Here is a 24,533-nt window from a genome sequence, read left to right on the forward strand (position 1 = left end):
TTCACGGGGGGTGCCGCGCCCGCCACGAGGGCGGGCGCGGGGGTTCGTCACGGGTTGGGGACGGTGTCCTTGAACGCGGTGCCGGCGGCACGCAGCGCGGCGACGCGGGAGAGCACGGTGGCGGGCGCGACGACCTCGTTCTTGCTGTAGTAGAGGTAGTCGGCCTGCTGCCGGTACGTACGGGTCCCGGTCACGCCCTGCAGATCGATGAACCACTGGTTGAACATGATCCACATCGGGGTCTCGGGATAGTAGATGTCACCGTGGTCGGCGAACAGGCGGCCGTCCACGTAGTACTTGATCCGGCCGCCCGAGACCTGGATGACCAGGTCGTGCCAGCCGGCGAAGCTCGCGCGCTCCTCGGTGTGGGTGTTGACGGCCTGCCACGGGTCGGCCTGGTAGGTCTCCCAGCTCGTCGTGTAGAGGATGTTCGACGGCTCGCCCCAGCCGCCGTTCGGCAGGTACTCGAAGTCCAGCTCGCCGTAGTCGGGGTCCAGGTTGTAGCGCAGCGGGGTGATGGTGAAGAACGTCTGCACCACGTGCTCGCCGTCGGGGCCGCTGGTGGGGGCGTCGCTGAAGCGGACGCGGGCCGCGTACGTGCCCTCGTGGAACTTGCGGCTCGCGGTGGACAGCTCGGTCTGGACGGTGCCGGCGGCGGTGCCGTTCGTCGAGGAGTCGAGCGTCAGCAGGCCGCCGGGGAACGAGACGGCCGACGGCGACCAGGTGGCGCCGGGCACGCCGGGGCCGCCCGAGCTGGAGCGGACCGTCCAGCCGCGCTGGGCCAGGCGCGGGTCGCTCGGCCCGGTGTAGGTGAAGTCGTCGAAGAGCTCGCCGGTGCCGCCGGTGGGCGGGTCGGTCGGGTCGGGGTCGGGCTCCGTTCCGGTGGGCTTGCCCCAGGCGAGCGTGCCGTTCACGTAGACGGCGATCCTGTCCCAGTCGGTGTACGACGTGTTCGCGCCGTAGGAGTAGTCGTCGCCCTGCGCGAACGTCTGCCAGTCGGCCCGGTAGAAGCGCAGCTGCATGTCGCTCGTGTTCTGGCCGGGGCCGAGGCTGCCCGAGGTGAAGCCCACCTCCAGGTACTGCTTGCCGCCCTCCTGCGGGGCGAACCGGCCGGTGATCGTGGAGCAGCCCACCACCGCCCAGGAGCAGGCGAAGCGGTACGTCTCCGTGCCCGTGACGTAGTAGCGGATCTTGACCTGGCCGAGCGGGATCGTGGTGGTGCCGTCGTTGAACAGGCGCAGCCAGGGCTCGGCCTGGGCGGTGGTCGCGCCGGGGGCGCTGGTGCGGTACTGGAGGCGGACGGCCTGGGCGGCGGCGGCCGGGGAGGCCACCAGGGTCACCGCGATGAGGAGGGCGGGGAGGGCTAAGGAGACGAGGACTTTTCCGAAATTTCGGGACATGGGTGGGGTTCTCCTTGCGGGTTGTGCGGCCCCCGAGAGTCGTGCATGCCGAAGAGAGCTGGTGGTGCTGTGCTGCGAGGTGTCAGGCGCCGCGGCGGATGCGACCCGCGTACAGGGCCTCCAGGCGCAGGTTGTGCGCGTCTCCCTCGGGGACGTTCGCCGAGAGGTAGACGGGTGGCACTTCGCCGGCTTCGAGCAGGTTGCGTACCGTCTGCGTGACCACGAGCTGGGCCAGCAGCGCGGAGGTGATCGTGGAGACGGCCCCGGTCGCGCCGCCACCGGGCAGCGGCAGGACGGCGTCGCCGTACGGGGCGTGGTTGTCCAGGACGACGTCGGCCAGGTCGGCGAGCTTGCGGCCCGAGGGGTGCCGGGACGCTCCCCCGCTCCGCGAGGTGATCGCGATCAGGTCGTGACCGCGCTCCTTGACGAGGGTGGCGAGCTCGACGACGACGCCGTTCACGCCGGAGTTGGAGATGATGACGAACAGGTCGTGCGGCTGGACGGGGGCCAGGTCGAGCAGGGTGCGGGCGACGGCGGGGTCGCGTTCGAGGTCGTAGCGGTCGAGCTCGGAGCGGGGCGCGTCGCCGTACAGGACGATGTCCCTGAGCGCGAGGCGGTTGGTGGGGACGAGGCCGCCCGCGCGGCCGGCGATCTCCATCGCGATGGCCTCGGAGTGGCCGGAGCCGAACGCCTGGATGACGCCGCCGGCGGTCAGGGCCTTGGTGAACAGGTCGGCGGCGCGGGTGATCTCGGGGTCGTCGGGGATAGTCCGGACGAGGTGGGCGATGTGGTCGGCGAAGTCTCTCGGATTTATCGTCATATATCCCCTTCTGGGAGGCGATGTCCGGCTACTGCGCGGACGGTGACGTCGAAAGCCTGTTTCGTACGTTCGTAGGTCTGTTGCGCGACCGACACGTACACGACGTCGAGCACCAGCAGCTGCGAGTGGATCGCCGCGAACCCCTCCGACCGGAAGCTCGTCGCCCTGCTCGCCGTCGTCAGCACCAGCTCGGCCACCTCCGCCAGCGGCGACCTCGGCTGCGAGGTGACCGCCACGGTGATCGCGCCGTGGCTGCCCGCCTCCGCCAGCACCTCGATGACCTCGCGCGTCCTGCCGCTGTGCGAGATCCCGATCGCCACGTCGCCCTGGCCGAGCAGCGCCGCGTCCGTCAGCGCGCTGTGCGCGTCGGACCTGCTCCACGTCGGCACGCGCATGCGCTGCAGCCGGTACTCCATCTCGCTGGCCACGGCGGCGCTGCTCGACACCCCGAACAGCAGCACCCGCCCCGCCCGCGCCACCGCCTGCGCGACCTTCTCCACCACGGCCAGGTCGAGCTGGTCGCGGGTCTCCTGGATCAGGCGGATGTCGTTGCCGGACACGACGCCGAGCACCCGTTCGAGGCTGTCGTCGGGCAGGATCTCCTGGCCGATGTCGGTCTCCCAGGTCTGCTGAGCGACCCGGCCCGTCTCGGTGGCGATGGCCACGCGCAGCTCCGCGTAGCCGGCGAAGCCGAGGGCGCGGCAGAAGCGGGTGATGGTGGCCGTGGACGTCCCGCTCCGCTCGGCCAGGTCGACGATCGTCAGCCGGGCGGCCTCCGCCGGGGCCTCCAGGATGGCGTCCGCCACCTTGCGCAGGGCCTCGGGCATGTCGTGCTGGTCGGATCTGATGCGGTTGAGGAGTTCCACGCGGTGATAATTATGCTCAAGATGTGGTGCCGTCAAGGCGATTCGGCAATAATTTTTGACATGCGACTCGTGCTCGGAGTGGATGCCGGAGGGACGTCGACGCGGGCGGCGCTGTTCACCCTCGAAGGTGAGGTGGTGCGGCGGGGGCGCGCGGGCGGGGCCAACCCGGGCGCGCTGGGGCCGTCCGTGGCCGCCGCCAACCTGACGTCCGCCGTGCGCGCCGCCCTGTCCGGGGCCACCCCTCCGCAGGTGGAGGCCGTGGTGGTGGGGGTGGCGGGCAGCCCTGCGGCATGCGCGCAGATGGCCGCACAGGTCTTTCGCGACGTGCTGCCCGGCGTTCCCGTCACGTCCGTGGGCGATCTCGTCACGGCCTTCGCCGCCGGTACGCCTCTGCCGTCCGGGAGCGTGCTCATCTCCGGGACGGGGGCCATCGCGGCAAAAATTATCGACCACCGGGCGGTCGCCATCGCCGACGGGTTCGGGTGGCAGCTCGGCGACGAGGGCTCCGCCTTCTGGCTCGGCCGCGCCGCCGCCCGCACCACCATCCGCACCCTCGCCGCACCCGGACTGGGGGGCGGTGGCGAGCTGGTGGCCCTCGTCGTCCGCCACCTCCTGCCCGACGGGCCCGGTCAGGACCCGGTGGCCCGGCTCGCGGCGGCGGTGCACGCCCGGCCGCCGCTCGCCCTTGCCGAGCTGGCCCCGCTGGTCAGCCGGGCGGCCGAGGCGGGCGATCCGGTGGCGGCCAGGATCGTCCGCGAGGCCGCGTCCCGGCTGGTGACGACCTTACGCACGGTCCACGACACGGGGCCGGTGGTACTCGCCGGCAGCGTCCTCACCAGCGCGGGTCCGATGCGCCGAACCGTCACCGAACTCCTGACAACCGGAACCGCCGGCGCAGCGGACGCGGGCGGGGTTGGGACGGGCGGAGTCGGGACGGGCGGGGTCGGGGCGGGCGGGGTGGTGGTGGCGGGCGACCCGGCGGGGGCGGCGGCGTGGCTGGCCGCTCGTGAGAGGCTATCCGCCGCGCAGGCGGAAGCCCTTCATCCGGCCTTCACCGCCACGGCGTGACCCCGTCCGCGCACCGGCCTTCACCCGACCGGAGGCACCCTGTCCCCATAGACCGGGTTCTTCGGCAGGCGCTCCTTGGTGACCAGCAGCCGGACCGTGCCGGCCGCCACCGACTCGGCCTCCCAGACGAACCAGTCGTCCCCGACCCCGGCCGAGCTCTGGCCGGGGCGGATGGAGTAGCCCTCGTAGTTCTCCCCGGGCCTGATGATCTGCAGGACGGTCCGCAGGCCGCGCCGGCGGGCCTCCGACGTCAGCTCCCCCACGGTGCGCCCGCTCACCTTGACGCCCTCCAGCGGCTCGCCCTTGGCGTTGGCGCGGCCGGGCTGGTCGTACGCCTCCCCCGGCCTGGCCAGCCGCCCGAACTTGACCCACGCCTCACCGGCGGCCCCGACGGGCACCCTGATCACCAGGTCGCAGCCGGGCCGCCCCGGCTCGCAGCCGTCGGGCTCCGTAACGGTCGAGACCCGCATGCCCCGCCCCGACCCGCCGAGCTGGAGCAGTTGCCCGGCCCGGCTCGGCGACGCGGGCACGATCTGCACCCGCACGTTCAGCCCCACCGCCGCGAAACCGCGGGTGTACTTCTCGTGCTCGGCGTAGGGGTCCTTGATGCGGGCGACCCATTCGCCGCCTTCCTGCGTGATGTCCAGCTCGGCACTGGCATAGGACACCGTGGCACCTCCCGTTACGTTGACGACGGTCACTCCGGCGGCCAGCACGGTGGCGGCGGCCACGCTCACCAGAAGCCGCCGCGCCCGGCGGCGACGCGGCCCGGGGACGGCCGGCCAGGTTTCCGGGTCCTCGGCGGTGATCGACGCGAACAGTGCCCGCGCCCCCGCCCCGGACACCCGCCCCGACAGATCCTCGTCCCGGACCCGGGCGAGGTTGCTCAGCTCGTTCATATGAACTCCACAGCGAAGCCGTCGGCCGTGATCCCGGCGCTGGACAGAGCCTTGGACAGGCGCTTGCGGGCCCGATGGAGGCGGATGCGCGCGGCGTTGCGCGAGCAGCCCAGGACCCGGGCGATCTCCCCATGGTCCAGCCCCTCCCACACCACCAGCGAGATCAGCTCCCGGTCCCCGTCGGGCAGCTCGCGGAACGCCCGCGCGATCGCGCCCAGTTCCACGCTGTCCTCGGGTGAGCGGGCGTACAGGTCGGCGAGGTCGGCGTCGAGCTCCACGCTCCGGTGCCGGTGCCTGGCCAGGCCGCGCCGGTGGTTGGCCAGCACGTTGCGCGCGACGCCGTACAACCAGAGCCTGGCCTCGCCGCCCGCCGGCAGCGCGTCGAAGCGGCGCCAGGCGATGGCGAACGTCTCGGCGACCACGTCCGCCGCGTCCTCAGGGGAGTCGCAGCGGCGGACGGCGTAGCCGAGTATCTGCTCGTACGTCTGTCTGTAGAGGGCCTCGAACCGGTGCTTCCGGTCGTCATCCACGGGCGGTCCCCATGGTCGGCCTCCTCGGTCTCGGGGTCGGAACACCCCGTACATGTCGCGGCGGCCCCCCGCATTTCACGCTTTTTCGCCGTACGGGCGGGATTTCACCATGCGAAGGCGGCCATCATCGTACGAGCAGGGCCGCGCTCCCGTAGCTGCCGCCGAACCCCGTCACCAGCGCCACCTCGCCACCCGACCGCAGCTCGCGCACGGCCTGCGCCACGTTGTTCAGCCCGTGCACGTACCCCTCGGACAGCAGCCCGCCGTGCGGGTTCACCCACGCGTGGCGGCGCTCCAGCAGGTACGCCCCCAGCTCCCCGCGCGCCACCAGCCCGAAGTCCTCCAGCTGCCTGGGCACCAGCCACGAGTAGGCGTCGTAGGGCAGCGCCACGTCCACGTCGGAGGGCCGCATCCCGGACGCCTCCCACAGCATGGGCGCCACGTACGCCGAGAAGACCGCCGTCACGTCGGGCGCCCGGTCCATGGACGAGCAGCCGGGCCCGCCGCCGCGCACCACGGCCCGCACGCGCGGCCCGTCCAGCACGCCGCTGACCAGCAGCGCGCACGCCCCGTCGGTCTCCTGGCAGCAGTCGACCGTGCGCAGCGGGGTGCAGACGTACGGCCTGGACAGGTAGTCGGCGAGTTCGAGCGGCTCGCGGCGCAGGGCGCGCGGGTTGGTCTTGGCGTTCTGCCTGGACTGGGCGACGACAGCGTACAGGTGCTCGTCCGTGAGCCCGGTGTCGTGCAGGTAGCGGATGGCGGCCAGGGCGAACAGCGGGATCGGACCGGCCAGCCCGTACGTGAAGCGTTCCTGCGGGCCGGTGGAGACCGTGTTCATGCGCCTGCCCGAGCGGCCGTTGAGCGCCCGGTAGACGAGGACGTTGCGGGCCAGGCCGCAGTGGATGAGCATGGCCGCGTCCCCCAGGATGGAGGCCGCCTGGGTGCCGCCGCCCGCGATGTCGTTGTGCCAGCCCAGCCGCTCGATGCCGAGCGCCCGGGCGACCTGGACGACGGGCGCGGAGTCGTTCAGGTGGTAGCTGAGCACGGCGTCCACCTCGCGCGGCGCGATCCCCGCATCCGCACACGCCGCCCGGCCCGCCTCGGTGGCCAGCTCCAGCTCACTCAGGCCGGACTCCCTGCTCAGGGTCGTCATCCCGATCCCGGCCACGGCCGCCCGCCCCGCGAAGGGCTGCATCGGCCCTCCTCCCGCCGTCGCCCCACCCCCGGTCGCCGCCACGCTAACCCGCCCCGGACGCGCGAGGCAAGCGCTTGCTCGGCTCACTACGACCATGCGCTCTCACGGCATCACCACCTCAGCCGACCCCACCGCCCCGCCCGGCATCCGCGCGCCACCTGGACGACAGGGCACGCGACGCGGCAGGGCACGCAGGACGGCGCTGCACACGGACGGCAGAACGCGGCGCGGAACAGCGAGGCGGGCGAGGCGGCAGGCGACGCCGAGGGCGGGCCCAGCCGGGGGTGGCGGGACCGCAGCCGGGCGGCGAGGCGGCGGGTGACCGCGAGCGTGCGGGGCGGCCGGGCGCGAGGTAGCGGAGCGGCGGCCAGAGCGTGCGGCGGGCGGCAGGCGCAAGGGACCGCGGGGCGGCGGGGTGCCGCAGCGCCGAGGGTGGCGACCGCAGCCGGGCGGCGAGGCGGAGGGTGAGCGTGGGCGTGTGGGGTGGCCGGGCGTGAGGTAGTGGAGCGGCGGCCAGAGCGTGCGACGGGCGACAGGGCGCAAGGGACCGCAGGGCGGCGGGGTGCTGCGGCGCCTGAGGCCCGAGCGCATGGGGCGAGTGGAGCGGCGGGGTGCCGAGGCACCTGAGGTGCGGGTGCGTGGGGCAGGTGGAGCTGGTCAGGGGTCCAGGGGGGCCAGGCGGCGGGCCAGGGTGTCGAGTTGGGTGACGATGTCCTTGACCTCGTCGGCCTCCATGCCCATGGCGCGTGCCAGCACCCCGTCCACGGTCGTCTCCCCCGCCAGTCGCTGCCCGCGTTCCGCCACCCCGGGCGCGGGGGCGACCAGGGTGCGGCGGCGGTCGGCGGGGTCGGGTTCGGTGGCCATGATGCCGGCGTCGCGGAGCTTGGCGACGGTGGCCGAGACAAGGCTCTGGGGCAGGCCGGTCCGTTCGGTGATCTCTTTGATCGAGCTGCCGGGGTGGCTGAAGACGTCCACGACCACCGTGCGGGCGCCCCTTGAGAGCTGCCGGAAGTGGGAGGGCGGCAGGGCGTCCTCGCCGAGGCGGATCAGGCGGTGGCCCAGGAGCAGAAGTTCGAGGCCGTTCACGCTCCCCATTGCACCACATTTGTGATACATCTAAAACATGATGCATCAGAAAGCAGATGTAATTCAAGTCCCTGGCGCTACGTTGCGGTACAACATCCGGGGCGCGGGGCCGCTGCTCCTGCTGGTCGCCGGGGGTGACGGGGATGCGGAGGCGAGCGCCGCGCTCGCCGACCGGCTCGCCGGGCGTTACACCGTCCTGACGTACGACCGCCGCGGCCTGTCCGGCAGCGTGATCGACGCTTCGGCGGGGCCGCCGACGATCGGGACGCACGCCGACGACGTGCACCGGCTGCTGGCCGCGGTCACCGACGAGCCCGCGCTGGTCTTCGCCAGCAGCATCGGCGCGATGATCGGTCTGGAGCTCGTCGCCCGGCATCCCGAGCAGGTCCGCCGGCTGGTCGCGCACGAGCCGCCCGCCACCCAGTTCCTGCCCGAGGCCGAGCGCGAGGCGGCGCGGCGCGACCAGCGGGAGGTGGAGGAGGCGTTCCGGGTGGAGGGGGCGTTCGCGGCGCTGCGCAGGTTCCTGGTGGTGGCGGGGATCGATCCGGCCGATCGCGAGGAGGAGGTCGTCCTGACCCCGCCGGGCCCCGATCGGCTGGCGAACCTGACGTTCTTCCTCACGCACGACGCCCCGGCCGTCCGCCGCCACCGCCTCGACGAGGCCGCTCTCAAGGCCGCCGCGCCGCGGATCGTGCCGGCCGTGGGCGCGAGCTCCGGGCCGATCATGCCGTACCGGTGCGCGCTCCGGCTGGCCGCCCGGCTCGGCCTTTCGCCGGTGGAGTTTCCGGGCGGCCATAATGCCGCTCTTTTCCGCCCGAAGGCCTTTTCCGGACGGCTGCGCGAAATCCTCGACGACCCGTCTGACCAGCACGAAAAGGCTATATAGCGGGAATTGCCACTACAGCTGGGTGACTGAACACCTTCACGGAAGCTGCCCCCTCTTGTAATACGGAGGTGCGATCTACCGATTGCCCATCATCATCATCCGAGGTGAGCGATGGATCTACGCTATGTCCGATACGCGATGGCAATCGCGCGAGCCGGCAGCCTGCGCCGGGCCGCCGCCGCGTTGCACATCGCGCAGCCCACGCTGTCGGAGCAGCTCAGGGCGCTGGAGAAGGAGATCGGCGTCGAGCTGTTCAGCCGCTCGTCGAGCGGGGTGACGCTCACCGAGGCCGGCGAGGCGTTCCTGGCCCAGGCGACGGTCGCCGTCGACGCGTTCGAGCGCGCCGTGGCCGCCGCCAGGTGCACGGGCGGGACCGCCCGCCTGGGCGTGGCCGACGGCCTGGCGGACGTGGCCGCGCGGCTGCTGTCCCAGCTGCACACCGGCCGCCTGCGCATGGCTCCCATGGGGACGGCGGAGCAGGTCGTCTCGATCGCGGACGGCGCCCTGCAGGCGGGGCTCGGCTACGCGCCGGGCTCGCTGCCCCGGGGGGTGGGCCGCATGCTCATCCACCGCTTCCCGGTGCGCGCGTTGCTGCACCGGGAGCACCACCTGGCGCAGCACGAGGCGCTGTCGCTGTCGGACCTGGCGGGCGAGCCGCTGATCATGCCGGAGTCCGACGCCGTGGCGGGGGCGCGCCGCTTCCTGGAGGCGTTCGTCCGGCAACGCCTGCACCCCCGCCTGGGCCCGTCGGCGGCCAGCCACGACCTGGTCGTGAGCATGGTCAAGGAGGGCGCCGGATACGCTCTGTGCGTGCGCGAGGGCACGACGGTGCCGGGCACGCTGGCGTTCGTCCCGATCAAGGAGGACGTGCCGCCGCTCGACGTGGTCTTCCTGTGGAACCGGCAGGCGGACGTGCAGGAGCTCGTGAGCGCGGCCCGACACCTCGCCCGCTCTGGATAGCACTATTATCTAACGATGCGGATCTCCGAACTCAGCGCCAAGTCCGGGGTGGCCATCCCCACGATCAAGTACTACCTGCGTGAAGGCATGCTGCACCAGGGCGAGCAGACGGCCGCGACCAGGGCCGAGTACGACGAGACGCACCTGCGCCGGCTCCGCCTGATCCGGGCCCTGCTCGACGTGGGCCGCCTCTCGGTGGCCTCGATCAAGAAGATCGTGGCCGCCGTCGAGGACGAGTCGATGCCCGTCCACCAGATGCTGGGCACCGCCCACTGGGCGCTCAGCCCGGCCGTCGAGCCCGAGCCGGGCGAGGAGTGGCAGGCCGCCCGCGCCGAGGTGGACGCGTTCGTCAAGGACCTGGGTTGGGACGTCCACCCCGACGCGCCGACCCGTGACGAACTGGCGCAGACGCTGATCAGGATGCGCCAGCTCGGCGTGCCGGTGGACCTGGCGCCGTACGTGGAGGTGGTGCGGAAGCTGGTGTCGGAGGTGGAGATGAGGGCCATCCCGTTCGACGGGCCGCGCGACGCCGCCGTGGAGGCGCTGGTGCTCGGCACGGTCCTGTACGGCAGGGCGCTCGACACGCTGCGCCGCATGGCCCAGGAGTCGGAGTCGGCCCGGCGCATGAGCTCCCCGCCCGGCCAGGCGGAAGGCGCCTAGAGTCAGGCCAGGCCGTTCGCGCGCAGGATCCGTACCGCGCTGACCGTGGCGGCGCCGCGCCACTCCAGCGACCCCGCCGGCGAGATCCGCGCGTAGTCCACCGTCCACCCGCCGTCGTCCTGCTGCTCCCCCGCCAGCCGCACGAGGTCGGCCGCGATCACGGAGGGCTCGAACAGATCGCGCACCGGCCGTCCGGGGAACGGCGCGAAGTCGAGGGGCCGCAGCGTCTCGTTCTCGGTGCCGCCCTCGACGGGCACCCGGCCGTCGCCGGGAATGACGGCGCCGAGCCGCTTGAGCAGGTCGGCCGCGCGGGGGTGGGTGTCGTACAGGGCGTCGAGGAAGCGGACGGCGAACAGCAGCACGTACGCGTGCGGCGGCTCCTCCATCGCCTGGATGGCGTCGAGGCAGTAGCGGGTGGCCCGCTCCAGCCACGGGTGGGCGGCCACGGCGGGGTCGTGGGCGCCCACGCGGTGGGCGGCGGCCGCGGTGATGGCGGTGATCTGCAGGGACGAGGTGGCGTGGTCGCCGCCCGCCCACCAGGGGGCGGTGGCGGTGGGCACGGTCAGCGGCAGGGAGAACGGCAGGCCGCCGTCGGGCAGCGTCACCGTCTCCAGCCAGTCGCACAGCGCCGCGGCGTGCGGCGAGGTGACCGCGCCGGCCTCCTCGAACACCTCGAAGGCGTGCAGCGCGGCGCCCGGCTGGCTCTCGGGCGAGCGCAGGTCGGGCTCCAGCCCCCAGCCGTAGCCGCCGTCGGCGTTGCGGTAGCCCTCCAGGGCCGCCAGCGCGCCGGCGGCGTCGCCCGCGCCGGTGAGCAGGTCGTAGCGGCGGCGGTCGAGGAGCCGCCCGTGTCCGGCGAGGAAGCCGGGGATGAGGTCGAGGTTCACGTTCATGACGTCATCGTGCCCAGCCGGCCGCGAACCGGTCTTGCACGTTCCGGACATGTCAGGGGCGCAGGGCCTCCATGAGGGGCAGCGGGTTGATGTAGTCGCGGTAGCTCACGACCTGCCCGTCACGGACGCGCAGGACGGCGACGGGGCGCTGCTCGAACGGCCGGCCGGTGGCCTTGACGGTGCCGCGGGCGACGTATTCGACGATGACGACCTCGGGGTCCAGGGTCTGGTGCAGCTCGACGTCGGCGTACTCGTGGAACTCGATGACCCCGCCGCTGCCGGCCAGGAACGCGGCGAAGGCCCGCTTGCCGCGCAGCTCGCCGGGCACGCCTTCGGGCCGGTACGGCCACTCGACCACGACGTCGGGCGCCATGAGCGCGAGGAAACGCTCGGTGTCTCCGGCCAGGCTCGCCGCCATGACCTCTTCCACCACTTTCGTTGTACGCGTGTTCATTGAATGAGCGTACAACGAAAGGGAGGATTGTTGAACACCCGTACAATGAGAAGGTGACAGAGCCGCCCCGCCGCACCCGCGCCGAGCAGCGCCGCGACACCGAAGCCCGCATCCTGTCCGCCGCCCGCGAGACGTTCGCCGAGCTCGGCTACGAGCGCACGACGATCCGCGCGGTCGCCGCCGCCGCGGGGGTCAGGCCGGGGCTGGTGATGCACTACTTCGGCTCGAAGGAGGAGCTGTTCGCCAGCGCCGCCCACCTGCCCGCCGACGAGCTGCCGCCGGGCGATCCGGCGCAGGCGCTGCTGTCCGCGCTGCGCAGGCGGCTGGAGGGCGCGCCGGTGGCCTCGCTGGCGGTGCTGCGCTCGATGTTCACCCACGACGAGGCGGCCGAGGGGTTCCGCGAGGCGGGCCGCGAGTGGCTGGGCTCGATCGAGCGGGCCATCCCCGCCGGGCAGCCGGAGCTGCGGGCCGCGCTGATCGCCGCGATCATGACGGGGGTCGTGGTCGACCGTTACCTGCTCAAGCACAGCGCGCTGGCCGACGCGCCCGCCGACGACGTCCTGGAGCTGCTGCGGCCCTGCATAGAGAGCCTGGCGGGAGCGCGATGACCAGGTTCGCCGCACAACCAGTGGCGCGGCTGGCCAGGGTCGCCGCCGACGGCACGCCGCGCGTCGTGCCCATCACGTTCGCCCTGCTGAACGGGAAGATCGTGACGGCGGTCGATCACAAGCCCAAGACGACCACCGCCCTCGCGCGCCTGCGCGACCTCAGGGCGAACCCGGCCGTCAGCGTGCTGGCCGACCACTACGACGACGACTGGACGCGCCTGTGGTGGGTGCGCGCCGACGGCCTGGCCACCGTCCTCGCTGATGGCGACGAGCGGGAGCGGGCGCTCGACGCGCTCGTGGCCAAGTACGCGCAGTACCGCGAGCGCCGGCCGGCCGGGCCCGTCATCGTCGTCGAGGTGACCAGGTGGAGCGAATGGTCGGCTACTCCGTGATGGTGACCGGCCGCTTCAGCAGCCACAGCGCCGCCCGCTGCAACACCGTCCGGTGCACCTCGTTGTCGTAGGAGCGCGTGTCGTGCCCGAGCGCGTCGTAGAAGACCCGGCCGCGCCGCACCGGCCGCGCCCACATGAGCGGCTGGCCGTTGGCGGAGGCCAGCGGCTCGACGTCGGGCAGCACGTCGAGGTCGCTGTAGACCTCGTCCACCACGTCGAAGTCGCGCAGCCCGTCGACCACGGGATGCTTGCCGTGCACCCGCACCCCCGTCCAGCCCAGCGGCGGGTGGTGGGACTTCGGCCAGGTCCAGCAGCCGCCGAGGACGCGCGGCCAGCCCTGCCAGTCGTCGAAGCAGATCGACGCCGCGTGCATGCACAGCAGCCCGCCGCCCCGGTCGAGGTGGTCGAGGAGGGTGGTGCGGGCCTGCGAGGGGAGGGTGAAGCGCCACTCGTCGCGCAGGTCGGCGAAGCGGTCCTGGCCCATCTGCCAGCGCAGCGCGTTGACCGTGATGAGCTGGACCTCCGACGGCTCGCTCAGCGCGCCCGCGATGTCCTCCGTGATCTCCGACTCGACCCCGACCTCGGCGAGCACCTCCGCGAGGGCGGCCGAGGTGGCGGCGAAGTCATGGAACAGTCCTCCTGACAGGATCAAGTTTCTCGCCACTCGCCCAGCTCATCACGGACGTCGCCGCTTTTCCACCCGTTCGCCGGCACATCTGGTGCCCCGGTACGCGGGCCCGCACGGGGACGCGGCATGATGCCGGACGTGGACGACTTCGAGGAGCACCGGCCGATGCTGCTCGGCCTGGCCTATCGCCTGCTCGGCAGCATGTGGGACGCCGAGGACGTGGTGCAGGAGGCCTGGCTGCGCTGGCAGGCCACGGACCACGACGAGATCAGGGAGCCGCGGGCGTTCCTGGTCACCGTGGTCTCGCGGCTGGCGCTCGACCAGCTCCGCTCGGCGCGGGTCAAGCGGGAGGCGTACACGGGGCCGTGGCTGCCGGAGCCGGTCGACACGGCGGAGGCGGGGCCGCTGGACACGGCGGAGCTGCGCGACACCGTCTCCTACGCGACCCTGCACATGATGGAGCGGCTCTCGCCGCCGGAGCGGGCGGTGTTCGTGCTGCGGGAGGCGTTCGAGCTGCCGTACGACGAGATCGCCGCGATCGTCGGCGCGTCGGTGGCCAACGCGCGGCAGCTGCACCACCGGGCCTCCGTCCGGCTGGCCGAGGGGCGCGACCGGTTCAGTCCGTCCAGCGAGGAGCACGCGGAGCTGCTGGCGACGTTCATGCGGGCGGCCGGGGGCGGCGACCTGGCGGCGCTCACCGAACTGCTGCACGAGGACGTCGTGTCCTACAACGACGGCGGCGGCAAGGTGCGGGCGGCGCTGCGGCCGGTCATCGGGCGGGACAAGGTCGTCGCGTTCCTGCGCGGCCTGGTGGCCCGCTACGACTTCCGCGGCGTGCGGATGCTGGAGGTCAACGGCCTGCCCGCGGCGATGACCGAGGTGGGCGGGCACCGGCAGCTCGTCATGCTCGACATCCGGGACGGCCGCATCAGCGCGATCTACGGCGTGCTGAACCCCGACAAGCTCGCACACGTGCACGTGGGCTGAGCATCGATAGAGTCGCCCTCATGGATCTCGGCATCTCGGGGAAGGTCGCACTCGTCACCGGAGGCAGCGCGGGCATCGGGCTCGCCGCCGCCAAGAGCCTGGCGCGGGAGGGCTGCGACGTGTGCGTCAGCGCCCGCGACCCGGAGAAGCTCGCGGATGCGGTGGTGGAGCTGCAGGAGTTCGGCAAGGTCGTGCACGCGGTGCTGGCCGACGTGGAGGATCCGGCCGCCGCGCGGCGGCTGGCCGAGGAGACGCGCGACGTGCTCGGGCCGGTCGACATCCTCGTCGCGAACGCGGGCGGGCCGCCGGCCGGCCGCTTCGACGCGGTGGGGCTGGAGGACTGGGAGGTGGCGGTGGAGCGCAACCTGCTCGGCACCGTGCGCCTGATCCACGCCGTGCTGCCGGAGATGCGCTCGCGCGGCTGGGGCCGGATCGTCACGGTGAGCAGCAGGTCGGCGCGGGAGTCGCTGGACAACCTGGCGCTGTCGAACGCCATGCGGCCCGCCGTGGCCGGCGTGGTGCGCACGCTGGCCCGCGAGGTGGGGCGCGACGGCGTGCGCATCAACAACGTCCTGCCGGGGCCCATCGAGACCGATCGGCTGCGCGAGCTGTCGGGCGGCGAGGAGGCGCTGCGCCGGCGCGGCGAGAGCGTGCCGGTGGGCCGCATCGGCCGGCCCGAGGAGGTGGGCGACGTGGTGGCGTTCCTGGCCAGCGAGCGGGCCTCGTTCGTGAACGGCGTCTCGCTGCTGGTCGACGGCGGCGAGAGCCGCGTCATCGCCTGAACAGGGTCTCCACGATCGAGGCCGCCCAGGTGGCGTCGTCGTCGGGCAGATCCACGAAGTGCGTCAGGGTCGCCCGGTGGAAGCAGGCGCCCATCAGCAGGGAGGCGGCGGCGCCCGGGTCGATGCCGGGCGCGATCCGGCCGCCCTGCTGCTCGGCCCGCAGGATCTCGGCCAGCGCCTGGATCGGCAGGTGGGGGCCGAGGTCGTGCTTGGCGAGCATGCTCCTGAACCCGGCCATGAGCGGCGGGTCCCCCAGCACGCCGCCAGCGACGGCGGCGGCCCTGGTGTAGAACTCCAGGGCCTTGCCGGTGAACTCCACCAGGTTGGCGGCCAGGTCGCCCTGCCCGACGGCGAGCCGCAGCCTGGTCAGGGCGGGGGCGAGCGCGGGCATGCGCTCCAGCAGCACGGCGAGGAAGAGCTCCTCCTTGCCGGCGAAGTGCTTGTAGAGCAGCGCCTCGGAGCAGGCGGCCTGCTTCGCGATGCGTTTGGTGGTGGCGCCCGCGATGCCGTACTCGTGAATCGCCTGCTCAGCGGCGTCGATGATGCGGTCGCGTGTGCCCATCCGCCCATGATAAGAGCGCGTGCCTGTCCACACCGGCGTACATGACATCCTCTGAGTAGGAAGAGCGTGAAGAAGGGCGTGGGGCATGGACAAGCCGGTCATCGTGACGGTGGATGATGATCCAGGCGTCTCGCGGGCGGTCGCCCGTGACCTGAGACGCCGTTACGGGCAGGAATACCGCATCGTGCGCGCGGAGACCGCCAGAGACGGCATCGACGCGGTGCGGGAGATGCGGCTGCGGGGCGACGACGTGGCGGCCATCCTGGCCGACTACCGCATGCCGCAGATGAACGGCGTGCAGTTCCTTGAGGCCGCGATGGACATGTATCCGTACGCGCGCCGGGTGTTGCTGACCGCCTATGCCGACACCGACGCGGCGATCCAGGCGATCAACGTCGTCGATCTCGACCATTACCTGCTCAAGCCGTGGGATCCGCCGGAGGAGAAGTTCTACCCGGTGATCGACGGGCAGCTCGACGCCTGGCTGCGCACGGATCGGGTGGAGCGGGCCGAGCTGCGGGTGGTGGGCGACCGGTGGTCGGCGCCGTCGTACCGGGTGCGTGACTTCCTGGCCCGCAACCACGTGCCGTACCAGTGGATGCTGGCCGACGACCCGGAGGGCGCGCAGCTGGTGAAGGCGGCGGGCGAGGGGTGTCACCTGCCGCTGGTGGTGACGGCCGACGGCACCACGCTGGAGTCGCCCGACCAGGCGACGCTCGCGACGGCGGTGGGGCTGTCCACGACGCCGGCCACCGACTTCTACGACCTGATCGTGGTGGGCGGCGGCCCGGCCGGGCTGGGCGCGGCGGTGTACGGCGCCTCCGAGGGGCTGAACACCGTGCTGGTCGAGGCGTACTCGTCGGGCGGGCAGGCGGGCCAGAGCTCCCGGATCGAGAACTACCTGGGCTTCCCCGACGGCGTGTCCGGCCAGCAGCTCGCCGACCGGGCGCGCAGGCAGGCGCTGAAGTTCGGGGCGGAGCTGCTGACCGCGCGCAAGGTGACCAGCCTGGAGCCGCGCGGGCAGGCGCGGGTGGTCGGGTTCAAGGACGGCGGGGAGATCGCGGCGCACGCCGTGATCCTCGCGACCGGCGTCACCTACCGGCGGCTCGAAGCGCCGGGGCTCGACGAGTTCGTGGGGCGGGGCGTCTTCTACGGCGCCGCCCTGACCGAGGCGCCGGCGTGCCGGAACACCGAGGTCTACATCGTCGGCGCGGCCAACTCGGCCGGGCAGGCGGCCGTCTACCTGTCGGGATTCGCGAGCAAGGTCCACTTGTTGGTGAGGAGTGATGGTTTGGAGAGGTCCATGTCTCACTACCTCATCGAGCAGATCGCCGCGATCCCCAACATCGAGGTGCACGTGCAGACGCAGGTCGTCGGCGGCAGCGGCGACGGGCACCTGGAGCGGCTGACGCTGTCCACCAAGGGCGAGGAGCGCACGGTCGACGCGCAGTGGTTGTTCGTGTTCATCGGGGCGCAGCCGTACACCGAGTGGCTGGGCGAGACGATCGAGCGCGACGCGCGCGGGTTCGTGCTGACCGGGCCCGACCTGGTGCAGGGCGGGCGGCGGCCGCGCAACTGGCCGCTGCGGCGCGAGCCGTACTTCCTGGAGACGAACGTGCCGGGGGTGCTGGCGGCGGGCGACGTGCGCGCCGAATCGATCAAGAGGGTGGCCTCCGCCGTCGGAGAGGGCGCGATGGCCGTCGCGCTCGTGCATCGGTACCTGGAGAAGCAATGATCGACATTGACGAGCTGCGCAAACTCTTCCTCTTCGAGCGGCTGTCCGACGAGCAGCTCACCAAGCTGGCGAGCACCGGCCGGGTGCAGAGCTACGCCCAGGACGAGGACATCCTGCGGCAGGGCGAGCCGGCCGAGTGCTTCGCGGTGCTGCTCGAGGGCGAGATGCAGATGATCACCGAGACGGTCAGCGCCGGCACCGTCGCGATGCCCCGCACCTCCCAGCCCGGCGTCTACGGCGGCGCGACCTCGGCCTACCTGGGCGAGCGGGCGCCGCAGACCTACCAGCACACGTTGCGGGCCACCGCCCCGTCACGGGTGTTCATGCTGCCGGCCAAGAAGTTCGCCTACATCGTGGCCGAGTGGTTCCCGATGGCGATGCACCTGCTCGACGGCATGCTGTCCGGCGGGCGCATGCAGCGCGAGATCATCGACCGGCGGCAGCGGCTGAGCGCGCTCGGCACGATCACGGCCGGGCTCACGCACGAGCTGAACAACCCGGCCGCGGCGGCCGTGCGGGCGGTCAGCGAGCTGCGCTCGCTCATCAAGGCCTCGCGCTTCCAGCTCGCCCAGCTCGCCGAGGACGGCATAGCGCCCGACAAACTGCGCGCGCTCATCGAGGCGCAGGAGGCGTGCACCAGCAACCTCGGCAAGCTCGACAAGCGCTCGCCGCTGGAGATCTCCGACGCCGAGGACGAACTGGGCGAGGCGCTGGAGGCCGTGGGCGTCGACGACGCGTGGGACCTGGCGCCGGCGCTGGTGGGCGCCGGGTTCACCAGCGAGTACCTGCAGAAGATCCGCACCAAGGTCGGCGACGAGCACACGCCGAAGGCGCTGCACTGGCTGGCCGAGGCCATCGAGATCTCGCAGATGCTCAACGAGGTGACCGAGGCGACCGAGCGCATCACCACGCTCATCCGCTCGGCCAAGCAGTACTCCCAGATGGACCGCGCGCCGTTCCAGCAGGTGGACGTGCACGAGCTGCTCGACAGCACGGTGGCGATCTTCCGCGGCAAGATCCCGCCGGGCATCACCGTGGTCACCGACTACGACCGCACGCTGCCCGAGATCCCCTGCTACGCGGGCGAGCTCAACCAGGTCTGGACGAACCTCATCCACAACGCCCTCGACGCGATGGACGGCGAGGGCACGCTGACCATCCGCACGGCCCACGACGAGGACGAGGCGATCGTCGAGATCGGCGACACCGGCCACGGCGTCCCCGAGGCGATCAAGGACCGGATCTTCGAGCCGTTCTTCACCACCAAGAGCGTGGGCGAGGGCACGGGTCTCGGCCTCGACATCTCCTACCGCATCGTGGCCGGCCGGCACGGCGGCGAGATCAAGGTGCGCTCGGTGCCGGGCGACACCTGGTTCGAGGTGCGGCTGCCGCTGCGGGAGCCCGCCGCGACGAGTTGATCGCGCATCGTTACGGACGACGACTTGTCAGGACGTCCCCTGACCGCATGTAATGGTTGACCGAAATGCGGGAAGGAGACGTCCCCCCATGAGCACGCCGGAGACCGTGCCGGGTTCGCGTTCGCTGAACGTGCTGCTCAAGGTGCTCGGCGGCATCGAACGCCTGGGCAACAGGCTGCCGCACCCGTTCTGGCTCTTCGTCCTGCTGAGCGCGGTGCTGGCCCTGCTGAGCTGGGGGCTGGCGGCGGCCGGGGTGTCGGCGGTCAACCCGGCCACCGGCAAGACCGTCACCGTCAAGAGCCTCGTGTCCGCCGACGGCGTGCGGATGATGGTCGGCGACGCCATCGAGAACTACACCTCGTTCCCGCCGCTCGGCACGATCCTCGTCGTCATGCTCGGCGTCGCGGTGGCCGAGCGCTCGGGGCTGCTGGCCGCGGTGCTGCGCTCCGGGGTGGCGAAGGTGTCGCCGCGGTGGGTGACGTTCGCGCTGGCGTTCACCGGGATGGTGGCGCACGTGGCCTCCGACGCCGCGTACGTCGTGCTCATCCCGCTCGGCGCGCTGGCGTTCCGCGCGGTGGGGCGCAGCCCGATCCTCGGGATCGTGGTGGCGTTCGTGTCGATCTCGGCGGGCTACGACGCCAGCCCGCTGGTCACGCCGACGGACGCCATCCTGTCCGGGCTGACCACGGCCGCCGCGCACACCATCGATCCGGCGTACCTGGTCACGCCGCTGGCCAACTACTTCTTCTCGCTGGCGTCCTCCCTGGTGCTGGCGGGCACGATCACGCTGGTCACCGAGCGGGTGCTGGCCCGGCGGGTCGAGTCGATGCCCGTCGATCCCGACGCGGAGGAGGACGACCTCGGCTCGCTGACGCTCAGGCCCGAGGAGCGGCGCGGGCTGCGTGCCGCGCTGATCACGCTCGTCGTGTTCGCAGCCGCGCTGACGGCGGCCGTGCTGCCCGCCGGCTCCCCGCTGCGCGGCGAGGACGGCGGCATCGTGCAGTCGCCCCTGCTCACCTCGATCGCGATCTTCCTCGGGCTCGCCTTCCTCGCCGTCGGCTGGGCGTACGGCAGGGCCGCCGGCACCGTCACCGGCAGCGGCGACATCCCGGCCTTCATGGCGCACGGCCTGCGCGAGATGGCGCCGATCCTGGTGCTGTTCTTCGCGATCTCGCAGTTCCTGGCCTCCTTCAAGTGGACCGGCATCGGCGAGATCGTCGCCATCGACGGCGCCGGCCTGCTGAAGTCGGCCGGCGTGAGCGGGCCCGTCGTGTTCCTCGGCATCCTGCTCGTGGTCACCGTCATCAACCTGGTGGTGACCAGCGGCTCGGCCCAGTGGGCGCTGGTCGGGCCGGTGTTCGTGCCGATGCTCATGCTGCTGCACATCCCGCCCGAGCATACCCAGGCGCTCTACCGCATCGCCGACTCGTGCACGAACGCGATCACGCCGATGAGCCCGTACTTCGTGATGGCGCTCGGCTTCCTGCAGCGTTACCGGCGCTCGGCCGGCATCGGCACGCTGGCCTCCATGACGATCCCGCTCGCGCTCGCCCTGCTCGTCGTCTGGACGCTGCTGTTCTTCGCGTTCTGGGGGCTCGGCATCCCGCTCGGCCCCGGAGCGCCCGTCCCCTGACTCCCGTGAAAGGAATCTCGTGTTGATCACCGACTGGGCCCGGCAGGCCCTGCCGGCCATGCTCGACGACCTGAAGGCCGTGGTGGAGCTGGAGACCCACAGCTACGACAAGGCCATGCTGGTCAGGGGGCTGCGCGAGATCCGCGCCCGCACGGTCGGGCACCTCGGCACACCCGACGACGAGATCCTGCACGAGGGCGGCGGGCACGGCGACATCCTGGAGCTCTACTACCGGGGCACCGCGCCCGGCGTCGTGCTCCTGCTCTGCCACTACGACACCGTCTGGCCGACCGGCACGCTGGCGGGCTGGCCGTTCGCGGTGCTGGACGGCAAGGCGACGGGGCCGGGCGTGTTCGACATGAAGACCGGGCTCGTGCAGGCCGTCTGGGCGCTGCGCGGGCTGCGGGAGCTGGGGCTGCCGCACCCCGGCGTGCGGTTCCTGTTCAACGGCGACGAGGAGATCGGCAGCCCGGCCTCGCGCGAGTACATCGAGACCGCCAGCGAGGGCGCGCTGGCGACGCTGGTCTTCGAGGCGTCCATGGACGGAGCGCTGAAGACCGCGCGCAAGGGGGTCGGGCTGTTCAACGTGACCGTGACGGGGGTGGAGGCGCACGCGGGGCTGGATCCGTACGCGGGGGCCAGCGCCGTCCACGCGCTGGCCGAGCTCGTCACCACACTGGCCGGGGCGGGCTCGCGCGAGCGCGGCACCACCGTGAACGTCGGCCTGATCAGCGGCGGCACCGGCCGCAACGTCACGGCGGGCCGCGCCACGTGCGGCGTGGACGTGCGCGTCACCGACCCGGCGGAGATGGGCCGGATCGACGACGTCTTCGCCGCCCTGCGGGTCGCGGACCCGCGCGTCAAGGTCTCCGTCACCGGCGAGTGGAACCGTCCTCCGATGGTCCCGAACCCCGCCTCCCAGCGTCTGTTCAAGGAGGTCCAGGAGGTGGCGGCCGGGTTCGGCTGGCTGGTGGACGAGGCGGCGGTCGGGGGCGCCAGCGACGGCAACTTCGTCTCGGCGCTGGGCCGGCCGGTGCTGGACGGCATGGGCGCGGTGGGCGACGGGGCGCACGCCCGGCACGAGCACGTGGTGATCGAGCACATCCCGGAGCGCACGGCCCTGACGATGGGCCTCATCACCGCCCTGGCCTGAGGGGCTGAGAGCCCTCTCGACCTCTGCGGGCTGAGCGCGCTCTCGACCTCTGAGGGCTGAGCGCGCTCTCAGCCTCGTAGGGGTTGAGAGCGCTCTCACCTTCAGCCGAAGACGCGGTCGCGGGCCTGGTCGAGGGCCGTCAGCACGGCGCCCTGGAGCACCGCGTTGCCCGCCACCGTGCTGGCGCGCACCTCGGTCGGGGCCGGCGCCAGCTCACGTAGGCGGGCGGCCACCTCGGCGGCCAGCCCGTCGCCGCCCGCCTGCCCGGCCTCCCCGCCCAGCACGACGAGACCGGGGTCCAGCAGCGTCACGAACGCGAAGGCACCCTTGGCGATGCGGGCGGCGAACTCGGCGCGGCCGAGCTGCCGCGCCACGCTCTCGGTCACCAGGTTGCAGAACGCGGTGCCGTCCACCTCGAGGAACCCGACCTCGCCGGCGCCGCCGGACACCCCGCGCCGCAACCGGCCGCCGAGCACGACCGCCGCCCCGACACCGTCGCCCACCCACATGAGCACGAAGTCCTCGGCGCCCTGGGCGGCGCCGGTGCGCAGCTCGGCGATGGCGGCCAGGTTCACCTCGTTCTCCAGCGTGAGCGGCACGCCCAGCCGCTCGCCCCAGGCCGCGACCAGGCCGGGCCGCCACCCGGGCACGTCGTTGGCCGTGACCAGCTCGCCGTCGCGCGGCGCCACCAGCCCGGGCGCGCCGACCACGATCGTGTCGATGGCCCGCTCCCCCGCGGCCTCGGTGACGACCTCGGCGACGAGGTCCACGAGATCGCCGCCGACCGGCCGGGTCCGGCGGGCGACCACCTGCCCGGTGATGTCGGCGATCGCCACGGAGATCGTCTCGCGGCGCAGGTCCACCCCCGCCACGTGGGCGCGGCCGGCCACCAGCCCGTAGACGCGCGCGTTCGGCCCCCGCCTGGCCTCTCCGGACTCGCCGGTGACCTCGATCAGCCCGCTCTGCGTGAGCCGCTCGATCAGGTCGGACACGGTCGGCCGGGACAACCCCGTAAGCTCGCGCAGCTGGGGCGCGGTCAGCGGGCCGCGGTCGAGCAGCAGGTCGAGGGCCAGGCGGTCGTTGATCGCGCGGGCCATGGCGGGGGTGGCGGTCTTCATGGCTCCCATAATAATCAGGGTCCCTGCCTAAAACCTGTTTTCATCAGGAAGCCTGCCTGATAGTTTTGCGGCATGAGCCATCATCGTGCGATCGCCCTCGTCTTCGCCGTGCACGGCGCCGTGGCCGGCACCGTGTCCACCCGCATGCCCTGGGTTCAGGAGCACCTCGCCCTCGACCCCGGCACGCTCGGCATGGCGCTGCTGTGCCCGCCGATCGGCGCGTTCATCGGCATGCCCATGGCCGCCCGCGTGGCCCACCGCTTCGGCAGCCGCGCCGCCACCCGCGTGCTCATCGGGTTGTGGTGCGCGATCCTGGTGCTGCCGCCGCTCGCGCCCTCACCCGTCTGGTTCGGGGCCGCGTTGTTACTGTTCGGCTTCGGCGCCGGGATGTCCGACATCACCATGAACGCCCATGCCGTCGTCCTCGAACGGCGGCTCGGCCGTTCGATCATGTCCGGCCTGCACGGCATGTGGGCGGTGGGCAGCCTGGCCGGCGGCGGCGTCGGCACTCTGGCGGCGCAGGCCGGGATCGACGCCAGAATCCACATCGGGCTGGTCGCCGCCGTCCTGCTCACCGTGAGCGCGGCGGCCGGGCGCGGCCTGCTCCGCGACGACCGCTCGGACACGCCGGCCGACGTGCCCGCGCCGCGCCGCTTCGCGCTGCCCTCGCGGGCGATCCTGCCGCTCGGCCTGGTCGGCTTCTGCGCCGTCTTCGCCGAAGGCGCCGGCGCGAACTGGGCCGCCGTCTACCTCACGCACGTCACCGACGCCGGGCCCGGCCTGGCCGCGGCCGGTTACACCGTCCTCATGCTGTGCATGGCCGGGATGCGCCTGGCGGGCGACCGGTTCATCCGGCTGCTCGGGCCCGTGACGGCCGTGCGCGCGGGCGGGCTCGTGGCGGTGCTCGGCGGCGTGCTCGTCGTCACGGCCCGCACGCCCGCGCTCGGCATCGCCGGGTTCGCCCTGCTCGGGCTGGGCCTGGCGGTGGTGATGCCGCTGGTGCTGACGGCAGCGGGCAACGCGGGCAGGACCGCGAGCGAGGGCGTGACGGGGGTGGCCACGATCACGTACCTGTCGGGGATGGTCGCGCCTCCCGTCACGGGCTGGCTGGCGGACGGGCTGTCCTACCCGGCCGCGTTCACCGCGATCACCGGCGTGGTGGTCGTGATGGTGCTGCTCTCCCGCGTCGTACGCCCCTCGGCCGGCCCGTCACCGCAGCCCGTCGCCGAGGGCAGCCTCGTGACCGGGCCCTAGCGGACGTGCGCGGCGACGGCCCCCGCGCACTCCAGGGGATCCTTGCCCGTGGTGTCCACCTCGACGTCGTAGTGCACGCCCTGGTGGACCACCTCGGCCTGCAGCTCGGCCATCCCCTGGGGGCGGTCCTGGCGGGCCACCTCGCGCCGGGCGGCCTCCGCGCTGTCGCACCTGACGCCGACCCACAGGACCTCCAGGCCGGACAGCGCCTTCTGCCAGCCCTGCTGGGACGACGGCCCGCCGAGGAAGACGTCGTCGACGACGACCGGCGCGCCGGCGCGGGCCATCGCGGCGATCCCCTCCCGCCAGGCGTCCTGCAGCCTCATGAAGTCCCGGCCCACGTTCACCTCGCCGCCGTCGGTGATCTCGATGCCGCCGTCCTGGCTCTGCAGGGCGGCGGGCATGGCGTCCACGAGGTCGTCGATGGAGAAGGCGAGCCACGGGCTCGGCAGCACGGCCTGCAGGCTTCTGGCCAACGTCGACTTGCCCGAGCTGGAGCCGCCGTTCAGCACGATCACTTGAGTCGTCACGGCGCCACGTTAGGGGTCG

Annotated in this window: 26 protein-coding genes; 13 read left to right on the top strand and 13 right to left on the bottom strand. The window is 72.6% G+C overall.

Features of this window, described 5'->3' with window-relative positions; translation table 11 throughout:
* Positions 1-47: 47 nt before the first annotated feature.
* From KIS93_RS49215 to KIS93_RS49225, 3 genes are all read right to left on the bottom strand, one after another.
* Positions 48-1,400 carry a cellulose binding domain-containing protein gene (locus tag KIS93_RS49215; RefSeq protein ID WP_080042160.1) on the bottom strand — a complete coding sequence of 451 codons (1,353 nt, stop codon included), beginning with the start codon at positions 1,398-1,400 and terminating at the stop codon, positions 48-50.
* Between the two features lie 82 nt (positions 1,401-1,482).
* Complete coding sequence (locus tag KIS93_RS49220) at positions 1,483-2,220, bottom strand: sugar isomerase domain-containing protein (protein WP_080042161.1); 738 nt, start codon at positions 2,218-2,220, stop codon at positions 1,483-1,485.
* On the bottom strand, positions 2,217-3,086 hold the full coding sequence (locus tag KIS93_RS49225; RefSeq protein ID WP_230465518.1) for a MurR/RpiR family transcriptional regulator: 870 nt from the start codon (positions 3,084-3,086) through the stop codon (positions 2,217-2,219). Before KIS93_RS49225 ends, KIS93_RS49220 begins: the two co-directional genes overlap by 4 nt.
* A gap of 60 nt (positions 3,087-3,146) precedes the next feature.
* On the opposite strand from KIS93_RS49225, the gene KIS93_RS49230 reads away from it, so the two are divergent.
* A complete protein-coding gene (locus tag KIS93_RS49230; protein WP_080047159.1) occupies positions 3,147-4,154 on the top strand; it encodes an N-acetylglucosamine kinase in 1,008 nt (335 codons plus the stop codon).
* Between the two features lie 20 nt (positions 4,155-4,174).
* Here the strand turns inward: KIS93_RS49230 and KIS93_RS49235 are convergent, their stop codons facing one another.
* From KIS93_RS49235 to KIS93_RS49250, 4 genes are all read right to left on the bottom strand, one after another.
* A complete protein-coding gene (locus tag KIS93_RS49235) occupies positions 4,175-5,053 on the bottom strand; it encodes a hypothetical protein (RefSeq protein ID WP_080042162.1) in 879 nt (292 codons plus the stop codon).
* Positions 5,050-5,583 carry an RNA polymerase sigma factor gene (locus tag KIS93_RS49240; protein WP_080042163.1) on the bottom strand — a complete coding sequence of 178 codons (534 nt, stop codon included), beginning with the start codon at positions 5,581-5,583 and terminating at the stop codon, positions 5,050-5,052. Before KIS93_RS49240 ends, KIS93_RS49235 begins: the two co-directional genes overlap by 4 nt.
* A gap of 124 nt (positions 5,584-5,707) precedes the next feature.
* Entirely contained in the window at positions 5,708-6,778 is a 1,071-nt protein-coding gene (locus tag KIS93_RS49245) for a thiolase C-terminal domain-containing protein (RefSeq protein WP_080042164.1), read from the bottom strand.
* Positions 6,779-7,435: 657 nt separating this feature from the next.
* Positions 7,436-7,864: a MarR family transcriptional regulator gene (locus tag KIS93_RS49250; protein WP_080047160.1), complete on the bottom strand. Its 429-nt coding sequence runs from the start codon at positions 7,862-7,864 to the stop codon at positions 7,436-7,438.
* 82 nt (positions 7,865-7,946) lie between these two features.
* On the opposite strand from KIS93_RS49250, the gene KIS93_RS49255 reads away from it, so the two are divergent.
* The 3 genes from KIS93_RS49255 to KIS93_RS49265 all read left to right on the top strand — a co-directional run bounded on the left by KIS93_RS49255 (position 7,947) and on the right by KIS93_RS49265 (position 10,370).
* On the top strand, positions 7,947-8,750 hold the full coding sequence (locus tag KIS93_RS49255) for an alpha/beta fold hydrolase (RefSeq protein WP_222107920.1): 804 nt from the start codon (positions 7,947-7,949) through the stop codon (positions 8,748-8,750).
* Between the two features lie 111 nt (positions 8,751-8,861).
* Positions 8,862-9,710: a LysR family transcriptional regulator gene (locus KIS93_RS49260; protein WP_080042165.1), complete on the top strand. Its 849-nt coding sequence runs from the start codon at positions 8,862-8,864 to the stop codon at positions 9,708-9,710.
* Positions 9,711-9,725: 15 nt separating this feature from the next.
* A complete protein-coding gene (locus KIS93_RS49265; protein WP_080042166.1) occupies positions 9,726-10,370 on the top strand; it encodes a MerR family transcriptional regulator in 645 nt (214 codons plus the stop codon).
* A 2-nt stretch (positions 10,371-10,372) separates the two neighbouring features.
* On the opposite strand, the gene KIS93_RS49270 is transcribed toward KIS93_RS49265, so the two are convergent.
* Together KIS93_RS49270 and KIS93_RS49275 are read right to left on the bottom strand one after the other, a co-directional pair.
* On the bottom strand, positions 10,373-11,260 hold the full coding sequence (locus KIS93_RS49270) for a hypothetical protein (RefSeq protein WP_080042167.1): 888 nt from the start codon (positions 11,258-11,260) through the stop codon (positions 10,373-10,375).
* Between the two features lie 52 nt (positions 11,261-11,312).
* The gene (locus tag KIS93_RS49275) at positions 11,313-11,714 is read right to left on the bottom strand and encodes a nuclear transport factor 2 family protein (protein ID WP_080042168.1); all 402 of its coding nucleotides are present in this window, start codon (positions 11,712-11,714) and stop codon (positions 11,313-11,315) included.
* A 53-nt stretch (positions 11,715-11,767) separates the two neighbouring features.
* On the opposite strand from KIS93_RS49275, the gene KIS93_RS49280 reads away from it, so the two are divergent.
* Positions 11,768-12,322, top strand: coding sequence for a TetR/AcrR family transcriptional regulator (locus tag KIS93_RS49280; protein WP_080042169.1), 555 nt, complete (start codon positions 11,768-11,770; stop codon positions 12,320-12,322).
* Complete coding sequence (locus tag KIS93_RS49285; RefSeq protein WP_080042170.1) at positions 12,319-12,714, top strand: TIGR03668 family PPOX class F420-dependent oxidoreductase; 396 nt, start codon at positions 12,319-12,321, stop codon at positions 12,712-12,714. Before KIS93_RS49280 ends, KIS93_RS49285 begins: the two co-directional genes overlap by 4 nt.
* Here KIS93_RS49285 and KIS93_RS49290 read toward each other — a convergent pair.
* Positions 12,704-13,378 carry a ThuA domain-containing protein gene (locus tag KIS93_RS49290; protein WP_080042171.1) on the bottom strand — a complete coding sequence of 225 codons (675 nt, stop codon included), beginning with the start codon at positions 13,376-13,378 and terminating at the stop codon, positions 12,704-12,706. The two genes, KIS93_RS49285 and KIS93_RS49290, sit on opposite strands and share 11 nt — an antisense overlap.
* A gap of 93 nt (positions 13,379-13,471) precedes the next feature.
* On the opposite strand from KIS93_RS49290, the gene KIS93_RS49295 reads away from it, so the two are divergent.
* Entirely contained in the window at positions 13,472-14,329 is an 858-nt protein-coding gene (locus KIS93_RS49295; protein WP_230466557.1) for an RNA polymerase sigma-70 factor, read from the top strand.
* Between the two features lie 20 nt (positions 14,330-14,349).
* The gene (locus tag KIS93_RS49300) at positions 14,350-15,111 is read left to right on the top strand and encodes an SDR family NAD(P)-dependent oxidoreductase (protein WP_080042173.1); all 762 of its coding nucleotides are present in this window, start codon (positions 14,350-14,352) and stop codon (positions 15,109-15,111) included.
* On the opposite strand, the gene KIS93_RS49305 is transcribed toward KIS93_RS49300, so the two are convergent.
* Positions 15,101-15,673: a TetR/AcrR family transcriptional regulator gene (locus tag KIS93_RS49305; RefSeq protein ID WP_186404867.1), complete on the bottom strand. Its 573-nt coding sequence runs from the start codon at positions 15,671-15,673 to the stop codon at positions 15,101-15,103. The two genes, KIS93_RS49300 and KIS93_RS49305, sit on opposite strands and share 11 nt — an antisense overlap.
* Positions 15,674-15,758: 85 nt before the next feature.
* Here KIS93_RS49305 and KIS93_RS49310 point away from each other — a divergent pair, with 85 nt between their 5' ends.
* The 4 genes from KIS93_RS49310 to KIS93_RS49325 all read left to right on the top strand — a co-directional run bounded on the left by KIS93_RS49310 (position 15,759) and on the right by KIS93_RS49325 (position 21,612).
* Positions 15,759-17,408, top strand: coding sequence for an NAD(P)/FAD-dependent oxidoreductase (locus KIS93_RS49310; protein WP_080042175.1), 1,650 nt, complete (start codon positions 15,759-15,761; stop codon positions 17,406-17,408).
* Positions 17,405-18,826: an ATP-binding protein gene (locus KIS93_RS49315; protein WP_080042176.1), complete on the top strand. Its 1,422-nt coding sequence runs from the start codon at positions 17,405-17,407 to the stop codon at positions 18,824-18,826. Before KIS93_RS49310 ends, KIS93_RS49315 begins: the two co-directional genes overlap by 4 nt.
* 88 nt (positions 18,827-18,914) lie before the next feature.
* Positions 18,915-20,459, top strand: coding sequence for an AbgT family transporter (locus tag KIS93_RS49320; RefSeq protein WP_080042177.1), 1,545 nt, complete (start codon positions 18,915-18,917; stop codon positions 20,457-20,459).
* Positions 20,460-20,478: 19 nt separating this feature from the next.
* The gene (locus tag KIS93_RS49325; protein ID WP_329607624.1) at positions 20,479-21,612 is read left to right on the top strand and encodes a M20 family metallopeptidase; all 1,134 of its coding nucleotides are present in this window, start codon (positions 20,479-20,481) and stop codon (positions 21,610-21,612) included.
* 101 nt (positions 21,613-21,713) lie between these two features.
* Here KIS93_RS49325 and KIS93_RS49330 read toward each other — a convergent pair whose 3' ends face one another.
* Positions 21,714-22,730, bottom strand: a complete 1,017-nt coding sequence (locus tag KIS93_RS49330; RefSeq protein ID WP_222107921.1) for an ROK family transcriptional regulator — start codon at positions 22,728-22,730, stop codon at positions 21,714-21,716.
* Between the two features lie 72 nt (positions 22,731-22,802).
* Here KIS93_RS49330 and KIS93_RS49335 point away from each other — a divergent pair, with 72 nt between their 5' ends.
* On the top strand, positions 22,803-23,984 hold the full coding sequence (locus KIS93_RS49335) for an MFS transporter (RefSeq protein ID WP_080042179.1): 1,182 nt from the start codon (positions 22,803-22,805) through the stop codon (positions 23,982-23,984).
* Here KIS93_RS49335 and cpt read toward each other — a convergent pair.
* Positions 23,981-24,514: a chloramphenicol phosphotransferase CPT gene (cpt, locus tag KIS93_RS49340; protein WP_080042180.1), complete on the bottom strand. Its 534-nt coding sequence runs from the start codon at positions 24,512-24,514 to the stop codon at positions 23,981-23,983. The genes KIS93_RS49335 and cpt overlap by 4 nt on opposite strands.
* Between the last annotated feature and the right edge of the window lie 19 nt (positions 24,515-24,533).

This window comes from [Actinomadura] parvosata subsp. kistnae (assembly GCF_900323885.1).
Classification (GTDB): domain Bacteria; phylum Actinomycetota; class Actinomycetes; order Streptosporangiales; family Streptosporangiaceae; genus Nonomuraea; species Nonomuraea composti.

What these genes read in the sequence shown, in the direction of transcription:
- KIS93_RS49215 (WP_080042160.1), bottom strand. Translation starts at nt 1,400, where the DNA reads ATGTCCCGAAATTTCGGAAAAGTCCTCGTCTCCTTAGCCCTCCCCGCC.
- KIS93_RS49220 (WP_080042161.1), bottom strand. Translation starts at nt 2,220, where the DNA reads ATGACGATAAATCCGAGAGACTTCGCCGACCACATCGCCCACCTCGTC.
- KIS93_RS49230 (WP_080047159.1), top strand. Translation starts at nt 3,147, where the DNA reads ATGCGACTCGTGCTCGGAGTGGATGCCGGAGGGACGTCGACGCGGGCG.
- KIS93_RS49235 (WP_080042162.1), bottom strand. Translation starts at nt 5,053, where the DNA reads ATGAACGAGCTGAGCAACCTCGCCCGGGTCCGGGACGAGGATCTGTCG.
- KIS93_RS49245 (WP_080042164.1), bottom strand. Translation starts at nt 6,778, where the DNA reads ATGCAGCCCTTCGCGGGGCGGGCGGCCGTGGCCGGGATCGGGATGACG.
- KIS93_RS49260 (WP_080042165.1), top strand. Translation starts at nt 8,862, where the DNA reads ATGGATCTACGCTATGTCCGATACGCGATGGCAATCGCGCGAGCCGGC.
- KIS93_RS49265 (WP_080042166.1), top strand. Translation starts at nt 9,726, where the DNA reads ATGCGGATCTCCGAACTCAGCGCCAAGTCCGGGGTGGCCATCCCCACG.
- KIS93_RS49270 (WP_080042167.1), bottom strand. Translation starts at nt 11,260, where the DNA reads ATGAACGTGAACCTCGACCTCATCCCCGGCTTCCTCGCCGGACACGGG.
- KIS93_RS49275 (WP_080042168.1), bottom strand. Translation starts at nt 11,714, where the DNA reads ATGAACACGCGTACAACGAAAGTGGTGGAAGAGGTCATGGCGGCGAGC.
- KIS93_RS49285 (WP_080042170.1), top strand. Translation starts at nt 12,319, where the DNA reads ATGACCAGGTTCGCCGCACAACCAGTGGCGCGGCTGGCCAGGGTCGCC.
- KIS93_RS49295 (WP_230466557.1), top strand. Translation starts at nt 13,472, where the DNA reads ATGCCGGACGTGGACGACTTCGAGGAGCACCGGCCGATGCTGCTCGGC.
- KIS93_RS49300 (WP_080042173.1), top strand. Translation starts at nt 14,350, where the DNA reads ATGGATCTCGGCATCTCGGGGAAGGTCGCACTCGTCACCGGAGGCAGC.
- KIS93_RS49305 (WP_186404867.1), bottom strand. Translation starts at nt 15,673, where the DNA reads ATGGGCACACGCGACCGCATCATCGACGCCGCTGAGCAGGCGATTCAC.
- KIS93_RS49310 (WP_080042175.1), top strand. Translation starts at nt 15,759, where the DNA reads ATGGACAAGCCGGTCATCGTGACGGTGGATGATGATCCAGGCGTCTCG.
- KIS93_RS49315 (WP_080042176.1), top strand. Translation starts at nt 17,405, where the DNA reads ATGATCGACATTGACGAGCTGCGCAAACTCTTCCTCTTCGAGCGGCTG.
- KIS93_RS49320 (WP_080042177.1), top strand. Translation starts at nt 18,915, where the DNA reads ATGAGCACGCCGGAGACCGTGCCGGGTTCGCGTTCGCTGAACGTGCTG.
- KIS93_RS49330 (WP_222107921.1), bottom strand. Translation starts at nt 22,730, where the DNA reads ATGAAGACCGCCACCCCCGCCATGGCCCGCGCGATCAACGACCGCCTG.
- KIS93_RS49335 (WP_080042179.1), top strand. Translation starts at nt 22,803, where the DNA reads ATGAGCCATCATCGTGCGATCGCCCTCGTCTTCGCCGTGCACGGCGCC.